Source organism: Kutzneria kofuensis (genome assembly GCF_014203355.1).
Lineage (GTDB): Bacteria > Actinomycetota > Actinomycetes > Mycobacteriales > Pseudonocardiaceae > Kutzneria > Kutzneria kofuensis.
Genome location: NZ_JACHIR010000001.1, coordinates 3,601,217 through 3,617,214 on the forward strand (window position 1 = coordinate 3,601,217; position 15,998 = coordinate 3,617,214).

Genomic DNA, 15,998 nt, shown 5'->3' on the forward strand with positions numbered 1-15,998 from the left:
CTGTCGGCCGCTTTACGGGCAGTTGACCCATTCGTCGGTGCCGTCGGTGAAGACCTGGCGCTTCCAGATGGGGAGCTTGGCCTTCACCTCGTCGACCAGTTCGGCGCAGACCACGAACGCCTCGCGCCGGTGGGCGGCGGAAACCGCGCACGCCAGGGCCACGTCGCCGATGGCGAGATGGCCGAGGCGGTGGCTGACGGCCAGGGCCCGCACGTCGGGATGACGCGCGGCGACGGATGCGGCAACCTCGGCGATGACGTCCTTGGCGCTGGGGTGGCCGGAGTACTCCAGCTCCGTGACGTCCCGGCCGTGATCGTGGTCGCGGACCACGCCCTCGAACGTCACGACCGCGCCGGCGGTGCGGTCGGCGACCAGCGCGGCGTGCTCGGCGGCGGAGACCGGCGTCTCGCTGATCTCGGCCCGCACCACGACGGCCGGCAGTCGGCCCGCCGTGGCGCCCTCCACAGCGGCCGCTGAGGCGGCCGGCACGTGGTCGCCGCCGGCGAGCTGGTCCACGGCGTGGTCCAGCACCCCCGTCAGCACGGCCAGACCGTCCTTCACGCCCCCGGTCGAGCCGGGCAGGTTCACGACGAGCGTCGTGCCCGCCACGCCGGACACGCCCCGCGACAGCACGGCGGTCGGCACCTGGGGCAGCCCGGCCGCTCGAATGGCGTCGGCGATGCCGGGAATCTCGTAGTCCAACACCGAGCGGGTGGCCTCCGGCGTCCGGTCGGTCGGCGTCACGCCGGTGCCGCCGGTCGTCAGCACCACGGCCACGCCGTCGACGACGGCATCCCGCAGCGCGGCGGCCACCGGGTCGCCGTCGGGCACCACCACCGGATCCGGCACGTCGTAGCCGCGCTCGCGCAGCCAGTCGGCGATCACCGGCCCGGTCCGGTCCGGGTAGACTCCGGTCGCGGCCCGGTTGGATGCCACGACCACACGCGCCCGCCTGCTCATCGGTCCTCCGGTCGCTTCCAGCTGCCGGTCTTGCCGCCGTCCTTGCGCTCCACCCGCACCGCGTCCAGCACGGCCGCCGGGTCGACGGCCTTGACCATGTCGTGCAGGGTCAGCCCGGCCACGGCGACGGCGGTCAGCGCCTCCATCTCGACGCCGGTCCGGTCCGTCGTCTTGACGGTGGCGGTGATGCGCACAGTGTCGTCCTCGAGCCACAGGTCCACCTTCACACCGGTGATGGCGATCGGATGGCACAGCGGCACGAGGTCGGGGGTGCGCTTGGCGCCCATGATGCCGGCGATCCTGGCGGTCGCCAGCGCGTCGCCCTTGGGCAGGCCGTCCCGCCGCAGCAGGCCGACGACCTCGGCGGTGGTGCGCAGTACCCCGGTCGCGACCGCGACCCGGGCGCTGGCTTCTTTCGCCGAGACGTCGACCATCCTGGCCGCGCCGGCGGAGTCGACGTGACTCAGCTCGCTCACGGTCGAATGTTAGTTGGCCTGGGCCGCGTTCTTGACGGCCTCGGCCACCGCGGGGGCCACGGCGTTGTCGAACACGCTCGGCACGATGAACGAGGCGTTGAGCCGCTCCGGCTCCACCACGTCGGCGATGGCGTTGGCCGCGGCCACCAGCATCGCGTCGGTGATGGAGGTGGCGTGCGCGTCCAGCAGGCCGCGGAACACGCCGGGGAAGGCCAGCACGTTGTTGATCTGGTTCGGGTAGTCGCTGCGGCCGGTGGCCACGATGGCGGCGTGCTGCTGGGCCTCCACCGGGTCGATCTCCGGGTCCGGGTTGGCCAGCGCGAACACGATGGCGTCGGAGTTCATGGTGGCCACCTGGGCCGCGCCGAACAGGTTGGGCGCGGAGACACCGATGAACACGTCCGCGCCGACCAGCGCGTCGTGCAGGGAGCCGGCCTTGTGCTCCACGTTGGTGGTGGCGGCGATCTGCTCCAGGTTGGAGTCCAGGCCGCCGCGGTCCGGGTGCACGATGCCGTGGATGTCGACGGCCAGGATGTCGGCCGGCTTCTGGTGCTGCAGCAGCCGGATGATGGCCGAACCGGCGGCGCCGACGCCGCACACCACGATCTTGCACTTGGTGATGTCCTTGCCGACCACCCGCAGCGCGTTGCGCAGAGCGCCGACCACCACGATGGCGGTGCCGTGCTGGTCGTCGTGGAAGACCGGAATGTCCAGCTTCTCCCGCAGTCGGGCCTCGATCTCGAAGCAGCGCGGGGCGGCGATGTCCTCGAGGTTGATGCCGCCGTAGACCGGGGCGATCAGCTCGACGGCGCGGATGATCTCCTCGGTGTCCTGGGTGTCCAGGCACACCGGCCAGGCGTCGACGCCGGCGAACTTCTTGAACAGCGCGGCCTTGCCCTCCATCACGGGCAGCGCGGCGGCCGGGCCGATGTTGCCGAGGCCGAGCACCGCGGTGCCGTCGGTGACCACGGCCACGGTGTTGCGCTTGATGGTGAGCCGGCGGGCGTCCTCGGGGTTGGCCGCGATGGCCTGGCAGATGCGGGCGACGCCGGGCGTGTAGGCGCGGGAGAGATCGTCACGGTTGCGCAGCGCGACCTTGGAGGTGACCTCGATCTTTCCGCCGAGGTGGACCAGGAATGTGCGGTCGGACACCTTTCGGACACGCACGCCCGGAAGTGCGTCCAGTCCGTCGGTGATGTCCTTGGCGTGATTCGCCGACATCGCGTTGCAGGTGATGTCGAACACGACCCGATCCGCGTGCGACTCGACCACGTCGAACGCGGTGATCACACCCCCGACCCGGCCGACTGCGCTGGTCAGGTCGCCGGCAGCGCTCGCCGTCGGCGGCGCCTCGACCCGAATGGTGATCGAATATCCGGGTCCCGGAACCGGCATGGCTTTCCTCCAGATTCGACGCGGCCGACGGCCGATGAAACGAGCGTAAACCGCGTCGAATTCCGGAACGTGCGCGACTCGAAAAGCCTCAGCGGTTGATCTCGGTGACCGGGTGCGTGTACGGCAACGTCTCGGGGTCGACCGGGAACGTCACGTCACCGAACGGGGACAGCGCACCCTGCATGTCCGTGGCCAGCTCGCTGACCGGGTGCTTCTCACCCTCGATGTGCGGCCAAGACGGGTCGATGCGCTCGGGGCGGCCCTTCGCCACGATTCCTCCTCGGTGAGACGGTCCAACATGCACAGTGTGCCCGACGCCCGATCGGCGGCACAGCTAACGTGGTGCATGATGGCCGGCCTCTCACTCGCGGACTGGTTGCGGGCGCTCGACGACGACGCGCTCGTCGCGCTGCTGCGCGCCCGCCCCGACCTGGCGACACCGCCGCCCGCGGACAGCACTGTGCTGGCCACGCGGGCGGGTATCCGCGCATCCGTGGCCCGGGCCTGTGAGGAACTGGACACCTTCACGCTGACCGTGCTCGAGGCGCTGCTCGTGCTGGACGCTGACGCCGAACCGGTGTCGGTCCGCGAGGTGGCGAAGCTGCTGGCCGCCGACGCGACCTTGACCCGCGTGACCGGCGCGATCAGGGCGCTGCGGGCACGGGCGATCGTGTGGGGCCCGGACGACGCCGTGTCGGCGGTGCCGGCCGCACGGGAGGTGGCGCCGCAGTACCCGGCCGGCCTCGGCCGCTCGTTACCGCACCTGGCCGGCAAGGACCTGACCGAGGTGCTCGCCGGGTTGGAGGAGCCGGAGCGGCGGCTGCTGTCGGCGCTGGCCGGCGAGTCGCCGATCGGGTTGACCAAGGACGCGGGCGTCGTCGTGCCGCTGGAGCGGGCCAAGACGCCGACCCAGCGGCTGCTGGCGATGGGGTTGCTCGCCCGTCGCGACAACGAGACCGTGGAGCTGCCGCGCGAGGTCGGCATGGCCGTCCGCGGCCGCCGTCCACTCGGGACGGTCCAGGTCAAGGAGCCCGAGCTCACCAGGATTTCCCGCGATCCGTCCGTTGTGGACACCACGGCGGCCGGCGAGGCGTTGGAGCTGGTCAGGCACGTCGAGGCGCTGCTGCGACTGTGGTCGGACGAGCCGGCGCCGGTGCTGCGCTCGGGTGGGCTGGGCGTGCGGGAGGTCCGCCGGATCGGCAAGGCGCTGGACGTCGACGACACCCGCGCCGGGCTGCTCGCGGAGCTGGTGGTCGGCTCGGGGCTGGTCGCCGACAGCGAGGGCGTCGAGCCGGAATGGGTGCCGACCACGCTCGCCGACGGGTGGCTGGTGGCCGCGCCGGAGCAGCGCTGGGCCACCATCGCCGCCGCCTGGCTGGAGCTGCCGCGGCTGCCGGCGCTGATCGGCACCCGTGACGAACGTGACAAGGCGATCGGCCCGCTCACCGACGACCTGCGCCGGCCGCTGGCCCCGCGCGAGCGCCGCCGGGTGCTGGAGACGCTCGCCGAGCTGCCGCCGGGCACTTCGGTGCCGAACGTCGACCAGGTGGCGGCGCTGCTGGCGTGGCGGGCGCCGCGCCGGGGCGGGCGGCTGCGGGACGACGTCGTGCGCTGGACGTACACGGAGGCGGCGACGCTGGGCGTGATGGCCCTGGGCGCGGTCAGCTCGGCGACCCGGGCGCTGCTGACCGAGGGGCCGGCGATGGCCGCCAAGCGGATGGCCGACGCGATGCCGGAGCCGCTGGACCACGTGCTCGTGCAGGCCGACCTGACGGTGGTCGCGCCCGGGCCGCTGGAGCCGATGCTGGCCGCCGACATGGCGCTGGTCGCCGACGTCGAGTCGGCCGGCGGCGCGACCGTGTACCGCGTGGGCGAGGCATCCGTGCGCAGGGCGCTCGACGCCGGCCGCACCGCCGATGAGCTGCACGAACTGTTCCGCACCCGGTCGCGGACGCCGGTGCCGCAGTCGCTGACGTACATGATCGACGACGTGGCCCGGCGGCACGGCCGGCTGCGCGGCGGCGCGGCCGGGTCGTTCCTGCGCTGCGACGACCCCGTGCTGATCACCGAGGTGCTGGCCAACCCGGCGGCGGCGCGGCTGGAGCTGCGGCGGATCGCGCCGACCGTGCTGGTCAGCCCGCTGCCGCTGATCGAGGTGCTGGACGAGCTGCGCGCGGCCGGCTTCGCGCCGGCCGCCGAGAGCGCCGACGGCTCCGTGCTGGACCTGCGGCCGCCGGGCCGTCGCATCCCGGCCAAGGCGCGGGCGTCGCGGCGGGGTCAGGCGCCGACGGCGGTGGCCGACGAGCAGCTCGGGGCGCTGGTCGACCAGCTGCGGGCCGGCGACCGGGCGGCCTCGACGCCCCGTGGCACGGCCGTGGCGGCGACGCTGGAGCTGCTGCGGGCGGCCGCCAGCGAGGGGCGCAGCGTGTGGCTGGGCTTTGTCGACTCACGCGGGGTCGCGACGCAGCGCGTTGTCACGCCGGTGAGCGTCGCGGGCGGCATTCTGGAGGGTGTCGACGGCGGCGAGATCCGCCGCTACCCGGTGCACCTGATCACCTCGGCCGCACTGGTCGAGAGCCCCTGACCGGCCCCGGAAATGCCACATGCGGTCCGGACTTGACCTCTGGGGGCAAGTCCGGACCGCATGTGCCAGAAAGACGGGGGGTGGGTCAGCCGGCGCGGACGGACATCCACTGGCGCATGGCGTGCTCGACCAGCGTGATCAGCGTCTGCTTGGTCGACTCCCGGTTGCGGGCGTCACACGTCACGATCGGCACCGACTGGTCGATCGTCAACGCCTCCCGCACGTCGTCGATCCGGTGGTGCAGCATCCCGTCGAAGCAGTTCACCGCCACCACGTACGGCAGCTGCCGGTCGTCGAAGAAGTCGATCGACGCGAACGCGTCGGCCAACCGCCGGGTGTCCACCAGCACCACCGCGCCGATCGCACCCCGCACCAGGTCGTCCCACATGAACCAGAACCGGTGCTGGCCGGGCGTGCCGAACAGGTACAGGATCAGGTCGCTGTCCAGCGACACCCGACCGAAGTCCATCGCCACCGTCGTGGTGACCTTGTTCGGCGTCGCCGACAGGTCGTCCACACCCAGACTGGCCTCGGTCATCACCGCCTCGGTCGTCAACGGCACGATCTCGGACACCGACCCCACGAACGTCGTCTTGCCGACACCGAACCCACCGGCGACCACGATCTTCGCCGATGTCGTCGCCTGCCGGGCGATCTGGGGACTAGAGCCTGCGGAGCCCACTGAGCACCCTCTCCAGGAATTCAATGGACGGCCTGTCCCCCACGACCAGGCCGCTTTGGTGAATCAGGACTAGACCCATGCTGGCCATGTCACCGATGAGCACCCGGACCACCCCGAGGGGCAGCCGCAGGTGCGCCGCGATCTCCGCGACCGAGCGGGTCTCCACACACAGACCGCAGATCGACCGGTGCTCGGCGGTCACTGCGGCATCCCTGTCACGGCCGTGGTCGCTGGTGGACACCAACGCCTCGATCGCCAGGTCGTAATCGGGTCGGGTCCGGCCGCCGGTCCTGGTGTAGGGACGGACGAGCGATCCGGTCTCGACCACGGGCTCGTGCTGTGCCGGCTCCGGTTCGGGTTCCGGGTCCGGCGGCTGCACGAAGTGCACCTCGTAGCCGTCGGCATCGTAGAGCGGTCCGGACATCGGGTCCGAAATGGGTCCCGACGGCGGCCCGCCGCGGTAGCCGGGTGCGCTGCGCTCGGCCGGCCGCTCGTCGGCGAAGCCGAAGGCGTTTCCGCCCGGCATCTCCTCCGGCAGGCCGTACGCCCCGCGGCTGCGCGGCGGCCCCTCCACGAAGCCGTGCTCACCGAACAGGTCGGCCCCGGGCCCGCCGAACAGGCCGTTGCCGTACCCGTCGATGTCGAACCGGTTGGGCACCTCGTCCAGCCCGTGCTGCGGCGGGTCGTCAAGACCGTGAGCTGCCATGTCGCCTAGACCTCGTCCCGCGGTGCCGAAGGCCCGGCCAGCACCGGGTTGTCGGGGTGCGTCGTGCAGCTGGTGTCGTGGCGGGTCATCCAGCACCTCATCCAGCTCGTAGTGCGCGTCGTCCTCGGCGTCCGAGGAGCCCTCCGAATCGGGATCGGAGAAACTGAAGCCCTCGGCGGCCCAGGCCTGGTAGTCGAACTTCTTACCGAACCGGCCGCCGGGTACGCCAGAACCCTTGGCCATCACTTCTCACCCCCACCCGGGCCTATCTGCGGACCACGCCTTGCAGCTGCGCCCGTAGTTCCGGCGTCAGCTGCTGGCCGACCCGCTCGACCAGCAGGGTCATCTCGTAGGCGACGAGACCGATGTCGCAGTTGGGCGCGGCGAGGACGGAGAGGCACGAGCCGTCGCTGATGGACATCAGGAACAGGTACCCCCGCTCCATCTCCACCACGGTCTGGTTGACCGAGCCGCCCTCGAAGCAGCGCGCGGCCCCCTGCGTCAGGCTGATCAGCCCGGACGACACCGCCGACAGTTGCTCCGCGCGGTCCCGCGGCAGGCCGTGCGAGCCGGCCAGCAGCAGACCGTCGGCGGAGACGACGACGGCGTGCGCCACGCCGGGGACCCGGCGGACGAAGTCGGTGATCAGCCAGCTGAAGCTGCCGGGCTGCTGTACAGACGCGGTAGTCACTCCTGCTCCTCGTCTTCACTGCTCTGCGGCGATGTGGACGCATCACCAGAGTAGGCGTCTATCAAAGCGTGCCGGCCACGGCGCACGCCCTGCTGGAAGCTTGACATGCGACCCCGCACCGAGTCAGCCGACCGCGGCGCGGCCGGGGCCCGGTTGGGCACCGCCGCCGGGTTCTTCGGCGCGGCCGAGCCCGGGATGAGGTGCGCCTTCGGGACCCGTTTCGGCAGGCCGGCGTTGGTCTGCGTGTCGGGGGCCTGGTTCAGCAAGGATTCAGCAGCCTGCCATCCTTCGTCGCCAGGTGATGTCCATTCGTTACTCCGGGCCGCTGCCGGCCGGGCCGGTCTGGTGGGCAGCGGGGCCGAACCGTTGCGGGCCGCCGGGGTCTCCGGCTGCTGCTGGCGGGCAGGTTCGGACTCTACGGCCGCGGCGGGCGCCGGCGCCTGGCGCTGGTCGCTCGTCGAGCGCGGCGTGCGCTTGGGCAGCGGCATCGAGGCGGCCGGCCTGGCCGCGGCGGGCGGCTCGGCCTGCGCCTCGGGCGCGGCGGGTTCGGCCTGCTCAGCGGCCTGCGGGGCGGCTTCCGGCGCGGCGGCCTCGGCGGCGGCCTGGTCGGGCACCTCGGGCAACGGCAGCGACATGGTCGCGGTGGCCGGGCCGGCGGGCAGGTCGTCCGCGCCGGAAGCCGGCACGCCGAACGGGCCCTCCAGGTCGGGAGTCTCCTCCTCGACGGCCTGGAACCACTGCGACAGGACGGCCTCGTAGATCGGCAGCCGCTCGGTCGGCGCATCCAGTTCGTGATCTAGATCACGTGACGGGAAGGCGTTGGCCTCGGGCTGGGCCGGCGCCGGCACGGCGGCCGGCGGCGCGGCGTGGCCGTTCAGGCTGCCGTTGCCGTTGATGCCCTGGGTGAGCTGCTCCTCGGGCATCTCCTGGAAGCTGGTGCTGGCGAACATGTCCACCGGCTGGCCGGCGGCGGAGTCCTCCAGCGACGGGAACCAGGTGGCGGTGCTCTCCTGCGGCGCCGGCGCGGCCGGGGCGTTCGGCGACCAGCGCGGCACGCCGGTGACGCCCAGCTCCGGGCTGCCCGCGCTGGACACGAACTGCACCGGCACGCCGGGGTCGCCCGCCGGCTCCTGCACCTGCAGGGGCTGCTGCTCCTGCACGGGCGGGGTGGCGGGGCGCCGGGACATGCCGAACGCGTTGGCGATGCCGCCGCCGACCTGCGAGGCGGGCCGCTCGCCGCCGGACGGCGGCGTGCTGACGTCGGCCCCGGGGGCCAGCACCAGCGAGGACGGCACCACGACGAGCGCGGTCATGCCGCCCTCGATGTCCTCGTTGCCGCGCAGCCGGACCTTGATGTCGTGCCGCTTGGCCAGCCGCGCGACCACGTACAGGCCCATCCGGCGAGACACGGCGACGTCGACCTCGGGCGGGTCGGCCAGCCGCTGGTTGGTCTCCTCCACGTCCGCGGCCGACATGCCCACGCCGCGGTCGTGGATCTCGATGGCCAGCTCGCCGCGCCGCGTCTTGGCGGTGCGCACGGTGACCTTGGTGTTCGGGTCGGAGAACGCGGTCGCGTTGTCCAGCAGCTCGGCGATGAGGTGCACGAGGTCGTTGACGGCCCGGCCCTGCACGGTGAGCTCCGGCGTCGGCGCGACCTGGATGCGGGCGTACTGCTCGACCTCGGACACGGCGGCGCCGACGACGTCGCCGGCCGGGACCGGGCGGGTCAGCCGGCGGCCCAGGTCGGTGCCGGAGAGAACCAGCAGGTTCTCGCTGTTGCGCCGCATACGGGTGGCCAGGTGGTCCAGCTCGAACAGGTTGGCCAGCTGGTCCGGGTCCTGCTCGTCCTGCTCCAGCCGGTCGATCAGGCCCAGCTGGCGTTCGACCAGGGCCTGGCTGCGCCGGGACAGGTTGACGAACATGGCGTTGACGTTGTCCCGCAGCAACGCCTGCTGGGCCGCCATCCGCACCGCCTCGCCGTGCACCGCGTCGAAGGCCCGGGCCAGCTGGCCGACCTCTTCCTTGGTGTGGATCGGGACGGGGTCGACCACTTCCCGGGCCGCCTCGGCCGGGTTCGGATCGGTGAGGATGCGCTGCACTTCCTCCGGCAGGCGGTGGTCGGCGATGTCCAGCGCGGTGCGCCGCAGCACGCGCAGCGGGCGCAGCAGCGAGCGGGCCACGAACAGGGCCGTCACCAGGGCCAGCAGCAGCGCGCCGAGCACCAGCGCGGAGTTGCGGATCGCGGAGTCCTGCGAGGTGTTGGCCAGTTCGTTGGTCTGCTGCTGGAGCTGCTGCAGCAGGGCCTGCTGGACCTGGTTGGTCAGGTTGACCGTCAGCGTGGAGTCGATGTCCCACTGGGTCGTGGTCAGGCCGTCCAGCGTCTGGCCGTTGGTGCCGCGGATGAGTGCGGACTCCTCCAGCTTGTTCGCGTCGTCGACGATCAGGCCGGTGACCGTGTCGTCGAAGATGCGCTGCTGGTCGGGGGTCGCCGACTTGGCGAAGTCGTTCTTGGCGGCGTCCAGTTCGGCGTCCGCGGCCAGCAGGGCGCGGTACTGGTCGAACGGGAAGTTCTTGTTCTGGAAGACCTGCAGCAGGATGCCGCGCTTGCGGGAGTCCTGCTCCTTGGCCCGGGCCACCGCGTTGACGGCGAGCTGCAGCCGCACCAGGCTCGGGTCGGAGATCGTGGAGATGGCCTGCTCACCGAGGTCGAGCAGGTTCTGGATGGAGTCGCTGTAGGCGTTGAACGTGGCGCTGGCGGGGTACTGGGACTCCTGCACCGCCTTGCGCAGGTTCGTCAGCCGGGACAGCTGGTCGGCCGCGGTGCTGAAGCGCTGCTCGACGTCGGGTGACAGGCCGGGACCGAGCGTGTTGACCAGGTTGCGGAACGCGGTGATGTCCTGCACCACCCGGTCCCGCTCGCGGTCCAGGCTGACCTGGTCGCCGGTCCGGTTGGCCGCGACGAACTGCGCGGTCAGGTCGCGCTCGCGCTGGAGCTGCTGCACGAGGTCGGCGACCGAGCTCTGGAGCTGCACCTGCTTGGCCAGGCGCTGGGCGTCGGTGAGGTTGGCCACGTCGGCGCGGACGCGGATGCCACCGAGGATCAGGGCCAGGATGGTCGGGATCAGCAGGACGACCAGCAGCTTGGTGCGCAGTCGCCAGTTCTGCAGCCGCCACCGCGATCCGGTGCCGCCGGCGGTCCGGTCGGCATCGGATCTGACATCGCCGGTCTGTCCGTTGTGTGTGGTTTCTTCGCTCACGTCCGCATCACGCTGCGCAGCCAGTCCTTCACCCTTTTCGGGGCCACCCGAACGCGCCGGACCAGCGAGGCCTGGTCGGCCGGGGCCTTTGTCTCGACGGGCCACCCTGGGCTTCCTCATTCCAGCAGCAGTGTCTCGGTCCCTCCCCGGACCAAGTTGGTTCCGAAGTGGGCCGAATTGCAGCACAACCACGGGGCGTAATGCCAGACGGCCCCGCCGCCTCCTTCTTCTGTGGTCCGCGCCGACCACATCCACTAGCCCAAGAAGCGTAGTGGCGGATACCTCGGACGGGAAGACTCCAGATGCACTCACGGTATCCGCCGTGGGGGATGCCTTCATACGTCCGGGTGGCTACCATCCCCGCATGTTGGTATCGGTCGTGGTTTGATGCCAGCGGCCCGGTTGGGGGGCCCGTAGATCAAATTAATGAGGTGCGCATGGCCATCGGAGCGGTACGACGGACCGCTGTGGCGCTCGCGGGCGCGCTGGGTCTGGTCGCTTCCGCGGCCGGCTGCAGCATGCTGCCCGGATCCGGATCTTCCAGCTCGCCGAACCTGGAGCACCCCTCGCTGCGGGTGGGCTACGAGGCGCAGGTCGACGTGGCCCCGCTGTACATGGCGGTGAAGAACAACCTGTTCGACAACGCCGGCCTGAAGATCGAGCTGGTGCAGGAGAACAACGACCAGGACGCGATCAAGCAGCTGCAGGGCGGCCAGCTCGACATCGCGTTCGCCACCCACGTCAGCTTCTTCAAGGCCGAGGCCGGCGGCGCCCAGCTGGAACTGCAGGGCGAGGCGTACCAGGCCGGCACCAACACGATGGCCCTGGTCACGCTGCCCTCGCTGGGCTACAACAACCCGTCGTCCAAGAAGGACCCGAAGATCGCCGTCAACGCGGAGAACGATCTCGGCGTGCTGACCACCAAGTCGGTGCTGGACACCGCGGGCGTGCAGCAGAACAAGATCCAGTTCTCCACCGTGCCGTTCAACGACATGATCACCGCGCTGCAGAACCGCACCGTGGACGCCGCGTGGATGGTGGAGCCGTTCATCACCAAGGCCCAGCAGCAGCTGGGCGCGACCATCCTGACCGACGCCGCCCGCGGCGCCACCCAGGAGTTCCCGATGACCGGCTACGCGTCGTCGAAGAAGTTCGCCGACGCCAACCCGAACACCATGGCCGCGTTCCGCAAGGCGTTGCAGCAGGCCCAGGAACAGGCGTCGGACCGGCTCAAGGTGCAGAGCGTGCTGAAGGACTACGCGGGCGTCGACGCCGGCACCGCGGACCTGATCTCGGTCGGCAACTTCCCGACCACGCTCAACGCCGTCCGTCTCCAGCGCGTCGCCGACATGATGGAGACGTCCGGAATGCTGCAGAACCGCCTGGACGCCCAGTCGATGCTGCCACCGTCGCAGCAGAACAGCTGATCGAGATTTTCTGACGAAATAAGCGACGGCCGGGTCGGGATTTCCCCGACCCGGCCGTTACAACGTTGCCGCTACGGAAATATCAAGACCCGCTGGGCTTCGCGAAGCAGTAGGTGAGCTTCAGCGGCGGGAAGGCGGCAGCGGCAGACGGGTCGTCGCACACGCTCTTGTCCGCCTTGTCCTTCACGACCTTGACCTGAACCGCGCTGGGGTCGGTACACGCCAGGGACGGATATCCCATGTCCGTGCCGCCCTCCTTGAACTCGTAGCACTTGCCGTCCTGGAAGACTGGCGCCAGGCACAGCTTCACGTTGTTGAGCGTGCCCTCCTCGTAGTACTCGTCGTAGTCGCTGTCGCCCGGGCAGCTCTCGGTTGCCTTAAGCACGATGCCGACGGTGTAGTTCTCCTTGCCGGAGCCGCAGTCGACCTTGTCGTAGTTCGGCTTGGTCGTGGTGCCACTGACGGTCGCGCACTCGCCGACCGCGGTGTTGTGCGCGTCGTCAGCGCTGCTCACCGCCGTGCCTACGCCGAGGCTGATGACCACCCGCACGATGATCGCCACGACGATCACGCCGACCACGCCGCCGATGCTGGCGAGCACCTTGCGCCCCTTCTTCGGCGGCGTGCCCATCGGCGCCTGCGGGAACGGCTGCGGCTGACCCGGGCCGGGCTGGAAGCCGCCCTGCGCCGGCATCGGACCCGTGCCGGGCACCGGACCCGTACCAGGGACCGGGCCGGGCGCGCCGCCCGGGAACTGGCCTTGCGGCGCCTGGGGGTACGGCTGTCCCTGCAGCCCCTGCGGATACGGCTGGCCCTGAGGCTGCTGCGGACCCTGCGGTCCGGCAGGAGGCATGGGTGGAGTGCTCATGGGTGTCCCTCTGTGGTGTTTCTCGTGACGAAACGCCTGGCCTCAGGCGTTGACCAACCCCCGAAGGCCCGGACTGTAGCCACGGCCGGGCACGCCCCGCCGGGTATTTACCGGTTGGTTATGTGACCACGAGATTCGGGAAGATCCATTGCCCGCCAACGCCCCACTGCGCTACCGTCGGCAGCCGCACGGTCACCATTGGTGAAGGGGAGATTCAAAGATGCGTCAAACGATGCTGCGTGTCTTCGGCTCCGCAGTTGCGACCGCAGTGGTCGTCGGCGGGCTCGCTCTGACGACCGCAGGTCCGGCTCAAGCCACTGCGCAGCAGTGCTACGCCTACCTGACCGATCACGGCTACACCGCCCACCCGGATACGGAACTGGACGCGTGCTACGCCGGTGAGAACGGCTTGGGGGCGCGCTGCCACGCAATGCTCAGTCTCGGCCTGGCTATTCCAGCCGTCTATGTGAACCAGGCCTGCGAATGGGCCGCGTGGAAGTGACGCCCCGGTGATAGTCGGGCACAGGTCCCATCGTCCTGTGCCCGACCACCGCTGTCTGATTGGCAATCCGCTCACCCGGCTCGGCACACTGGTCTGACCACGATGTGAGGAGCACGAGCGGTGACCGACGGACCACTGATCGTCCAGTCCGACAAGACGCTGCTGCTGGAGGTCGACCATCCGCTCGCCGACGAGACGCGGACGGCGATCGCGCCGTTCGCGGAGTTGGAGCGGGCCCCGGAGCACGTGCACACGTATCGGGTGACGCCGCTGGCGCTGTGGAACGCCCGGGCGGCGGGCCACGACGCGGAGCAGGTGGTGGACGCGCTGGTCCGGTACAGCCGGTACCCGGTGCCGCAGCCGCTGCTGGTCGACGTGGTGGACACGATGGCCCGGTTCGGCCGCCTGCAGCTGGTGAACAACCCGGCGCACGGCCTGACGATGGTGTCGCTGGACCGCGCCGTGCTGGAAGAGGTGCTGCGCAACAAGAAGATCAGCCCGATGCTGGGCGCGCGGGTCGGCGACGACACGGTGGTCGTGCACCCGAGCGAGCGCGGCCGGCTCAAGCAGGCGCTGCTGAAGGTGGGCTGGCCGGCCGAGGACCACGCGGGCTACGTCGACGGCGAGGCGCACCCGATCGCGCTGGAGGAGAACGGCTGGCAGCTGCGCGACTACCAGCGCCTGGCGGCGCAGTCGTTCTGGGCCGGCGGCTCGGGCGTGGTGGTGCTGCCGTGCGGCGCGGGCAAGACGATGGTCGGCGCGGCGGCGATGGCGGAGGCCCAGGCGACGACGCTGATCCTGGTGACGAACACGGTCGCGGGCCGGCAGTGGAAGCGCGAGCTGGTGGCGCGGACGTCGCTGACCGAGGACGAGATCGGCGAGTACTCGGGCGAGCGCAAGGAGATCCGGCCGGTCACCATCGCCACGTACCAGGTGATCACCCGCAAGACCAAGGGCGAGTACAAGCACCTGGAGCTGTTCGACTCCCGCGACTGGGGCCTGGTCATCTACGACGAGGTGCACCTGCTGCCGGCGCCGGTGTTCCGGATGACGGCGGACCTGCAGTCGCGCCGGCGGCTGGGGCTGACGGCGACGCTGGTGCGCGAGGACGGCCGCGAGGGCGACGTGTTCTCGCTGATCGGCCCGAAGCGGTACGACGTGCCGTGGCGGGACATCGAGGCGCAGGGCTGGATCGCGCCGGCGGACTGCGTCGAGGTGCGGGTGACGCTGACCGACAACGAGCGGCTGACCTACGCGACGGCCGAGCCGGAGGAGCGGTACAAGATCTGCTCGACGGCACGCACGAAGCTGCCGGTGGTGCAGGCGATCCTGGACAAGCACAAGGGCGAGCCGACGCTGGTGATCGGGGCGTACCTCGATCAGCTGGACGAGCTCGGCGAGGGCCTGAACGCGCCGGTGATCCAGGGCTCGACCAAGAACAAGGAGCGCGAGGAGCTGTTCGACGCGTTCCGCCGCGGCGAGCTGAAGACGCTGGTGGTGTCCAAGGTCGCCAACTTCTCCATCGACCTGCCGGAGGCCTCGATCGCCGTGCAGGTGTCGGGCACGTTCGGCTCGCGCCAGGAGGAGGCGCAGCGGCTGGGCCGGCTGCTGCGGCCGAAGGGCGACGGCCGGCAGGCGCACTTCTACTCGATCGTCTCCCGGGACACGTTGGACGCGGACTACGCGGCGCACCGGCAGCGGTTCCTGGCCGAGCAGGGCTACGCGTACAAGATCGTGGACGCGGACGACCTGCTGGGGCCGGCGCTGCCCGAGGTCGGCTAGATACTGATGATCGACATGGGGCGGTCGACGTCGTCGACCGCCCACATCAGCTCCAGGGCGTTCACCTCGGTGGTCACCACGATCGCCCGGTGCGCCACGGCGGTGGCGGCGACCATGGCGTCCACCCGGCTCGCCTTGCCGGTCACCATGAAGTCGATCATGTACTCGTGGACGACGCCGGTCTCGTCCTCCCACTCGGTCCGGCACGCCTTCAGCACGGCCGTCGGCTCCTTGCCGCCGGGTCGCAGCCGCAGCTCCGACCGCACCGCCGAGGGCACGATGAGCCGGCACTCGTCGAGCAGGAAGCACTTGTGCAGCGCCATGAACCTGCGGTCGTTGGCCAGCGCCGCCTCCAGCGCGCCGACGGCGTACACCACCGGCGGCCGGTAGGTCCCGGTCACTGCTGGGGCGGCCGCAGCCGGGCGCGGGCGGCCTCGATGGCCTCGTCCGCGCTGGCCATCTCGGGCTTGGTCAGCGGGCCGTACCGGCTCTCCCAGTACTCCATGGCCGTCAGCCCCTCCTGGTTGAGCACGTGGTGCTCGACGATCCGGGTGACGTAGCTGGCCAGCGCCAGCCGCGCGTCGTCGGCCAGCTCCTGGACCCGGGGTGCCAGGTCCTCGGGCAGCGTGATCGTCACTCGCTTGCTCGGCACGCCGGACAGTATGGCT

At 70.9% G+C, this 15,998-nt stretch carries 15 protein-coding genes; 4 read left to right on the plus strand and 11 right to left on the minus strand.

Features of this window, described 5'->3' with window-relative positions:
- Positions 1 to 12 precede the first annotated feature (12 nt).
- The 4 genes from BJ998_RS16470 to BJ998_RS16480 form a co-directional block, all read right to left on the minus strand.
- Positions 13 to 960, minus strand: coding sequence for a molybdenum cofactor biosynthesis protein MoaE (locus tag BJ998_RS16470; RefSeq protein ID WP_184862661.1), 948 nt, complete (start codon positions 958 to 960; stop codon positions 13 to 15).
- Positions 957 to 1,436 (minus strand): cyclic pyranopterin monophosphate synthase MoaC, encoded by a 480-nt coding sequence (moaC, locus tag BJ998_RS47525; RefSeq protein WP_312890150.1) that lies wholly within the window; start codon positions 1,434 to 1,436, stop codon positions 957 to 959. Before moaC ends, BJ998_RS16470 begins: the two co-directional genes overlap by 4 nt.
- A gap of 9 nt (positions 1,437 to 1,445) precedes the next feature.
- Positions 1,446 to 2,831, minus strand: a complete 1,386-nt coding sequence (locus tag BJ998_RS47530; RefSeq protein ID WP_246488606.1) for an NAD-dependent malic enzyme — start codon at positions 2,829 to 2,831, stop codon at positions 1,446 to 1,448.
- 88 nt (positions 2,832 to 2,919) lie between these two features.
- Positions 2,920 to 3,102, minus strand: coding sequence for a hypothetical protein (locus BJ998_RS16480; RefSeq protein ID WP_184862663.1), 183 nt, complete (start codon positions 3,100 to 3,102; stop codon positions 2,920 to 2,922).
- Between the two features lie 78 nt (positions 3,103 to 3,180).
- Between BJ998_RS16480 and BJ998_RS16485 the strand changes: the two genes are divergently transcribed.
- On the plus strand, positions 3,181 to 5,415 hold the full coding sequence (locus BJ998_RS16485; protein WP_184862665.1) for a helicase-associated domain-containing protein: 2,235 nt from the start codon (positions 3,181 to 3,183) through the stop codon (positions 5,413 to 5,415).
- A gap of 85 nt (positions 5,416 to 5,500) precedes the next feature.
- Here BJ998_RS16485 and BJ998_RS16490 read toward each other — a convergent pair whose 3' ends face one another.
- Genes BJ998_RS16490 through BJ998_RS16505 form a run of 4 tightly spaced genes read right to left on the minus strand, consistent with a single transcriptional unit; the run spans position 5,501 to position 10,751 of the window.
- Positions 5,501 to 6,097, minus strand: a complete 597-nt coding sequence (locus tag BJ998_RS16490; RefSeq protein ID WP_025354196.1) for a GTP-binding protein — start codon at positions 6,095 to 6,097, stop codon at positions 5,501 to 5,503.
- Positions 6,078 to 7,046: a DUF742 domain-containing protein gene (locus BJ998_RS47535; RefSeq protein WP_246488607.1), complete on the minus strand. Its 969-nt coding sequence runs from the start codon at positions 7,044 to 7,046 to the stop codon at positions 6,078 to 6,080. Before BJ998_RS47535 ends, BJ998_RS16490 begins: the two co-directional genes overlap by 20 nt.
- Positions 7,047 to 7,068: 22 nt before the next feature.
- Positions 7,069 to 7,494, minus strand: coding sequence for a roadblock/LC7 domain-containing protein (locus BJ998_RS16500; protein WP_116174868.1), 426 nt, complete (start codon positions 7,492 to 7,494; stop codon positions 7,069 to 7,071).
- Positions 7,491 to 10,751 carry a nitrate- and nitrite sensing domain-containing protein gene (locus tag BJ998_RS16505; RefSeq protein ID WP_312890153.1) on the minus strand — a complete coding sequence of 1,087 codons (3,261 nt, stop codon included), beginning with the start codon at positions 10,749 to 10,751 and terminating at the stop codon, positions 7,491 to 7,493. The genes BJ998_RS16500 and BJ998_RS16505 overlap by 4 nt, the downstream gene beginning before the upstream one ends.
- Positions 10,752 to 11,188: 437 nt before the next feature.
- Here BJ998_RS16505 and BJ998_RS16510 point away from each other — a divergent pair, with 437 nt between their 5' ends.
- Positions 11,189 to 12,178: an ABC transporter substrate-binding protein gene (locus tag BJ998_RS16510; protein WP_184862669.1), complete on the plus strand. Its 990-nt coding sequence runs from the start codon at positions 11,189 to 11,191 to the stop codon at positions 12,176 to 12,178.
- An 82-nt stretch (positions 12,179 to 12,260) separates the two neighbouring features.
- On the opposite strand, the gene BJ998_RS16515 is transcribed toward BJ998_RS16510, so the two are convergent.
- Positions 12,261 to 13,046 (minus strand): LppU/SCO3897 family protein, encoded by a 786-nt coding sequence (locus BJ998_RS16515; protein WP_184862671.1) that lies wholly within the window; start codon positions 13,044 to 13,046, stop codon positions 12,261 to 12,263.
- A 220-nt stretch (positions 13,047 to 13,266) separates the two neighbouring features.
- Between BJ998_RS16515 and BJ998_RS16520 the strand changes: the two genes are divergently transcribed.
- Positions 13,267 to 13,548 carry a hypothetical protein gene (locus BJ998_RS16520; protein WP_184862673.1) on the plus strand — a complete coding sequence of 94 codons (282 nt, stop codon included), beginning with the start codon at positions 13,267 to 13,269 and terminating at the stop codon, positions 13,546 to 13,548.
- Positions 13,549 to 13,668: 120 nt separating this feature from the next.
- Positions 13,669 to 15,330: a DNA repair helicase XPB gene (locus BJ998_RS16525; protein WP_184862675.1), complete on the plus strand. Its 1,662-nt coding sequence runs from the start codon at positions 13,669 to 13,671 to the stop codon at positions 15,328 to 15,330.
- On the opposite strand, the gene BJ998_RS16530 is transcribed toward BJ998_RS16525, so the two are convergent.
- On the minus strand, positions 15,327 to 15,707 hold the full coding sequence (locus tag BJ998_RS16530) for a hypothetical protein (protein ID WP_184862677.1): 381 nt from the start codon (positions 15,705 to 15,707) through the stop codon (positions 15,327 to 15,329). The two genes, BJ998_RS16525 and BJ998_RS16530, sit on opposite strands and share 4 nt — an antisense overlap.
- Before the next feature lie 20 nt (positions 15,708 to 15,727).
- Positions 15,728 to 15,982 (minus strand): hypothetical protein, encoded by a 255-nt coding sequence (locus tag BJ998_RS16535; RefSeq protein ID WP_184862679.1) that lies wholly within the window; start codon positions 15,980 to 15,982, stop codon positions 15,728 to 15,730.
- Between the last annotated feature and the right edge of the window lie 16 nt (positions 15,983 to 15,998).

Excerpts from the sequence above, each read along its gene's own strand:
- BJ998_RS16470 (WP_184862661.1), bottom strand. The coding sequence starts at position 960 with ATGAGCAGGCGGGCGCGTGTGGTCGTGGCATCCAACCGGGCCGCGACC.
- BJ998_RS47530 (WP_246488606.1), bottom strand. The coding sequence starts at position 2,831 with ATGCCGGTTCCGGGACCCGGATATTCGATCACCATTCGGGTCGAGGCG.
- BJ998_RS16485 (WP_184862665.1), top strand. The coding sequence starts at position 3,181 with ATGGCCGGCCTCTCACTCGCGGACTGGTTGCGGGCGCTCGACGACGAC.
- BJ998_RS47535 (WP_246488607.1), bottom strand. The coding sequence starts at position 7,046 with ATGGCCAAGGGTTCTGGCGTACCCGGCGGCCGGTTCGGTAAGAAGTTC.
- BJ998_RS16510 (WP_184862669.1), top strand. The coding sequence starts at position 11,189 with ATGGCCATCGGAGCGGTACGACGGACCGCTGTGGCGCTCGCGGGCGCG.
- BJ998_RS16515 (WP_184862671.1), bottom strand. The coding sequence starts at position 13,046 with ATGAGCACTCCACCCATGCCTCCTGCCGGACCGCAGGGTCCGCAGCAG.
- BJ998_RS16520 (WP_184862673.1), top strand. The coding sequence starts at position 13,267 with ATGCGTCAAACGATGCTGCGTGTCTTCGGCTCCGCAGTTGCGACCGCA.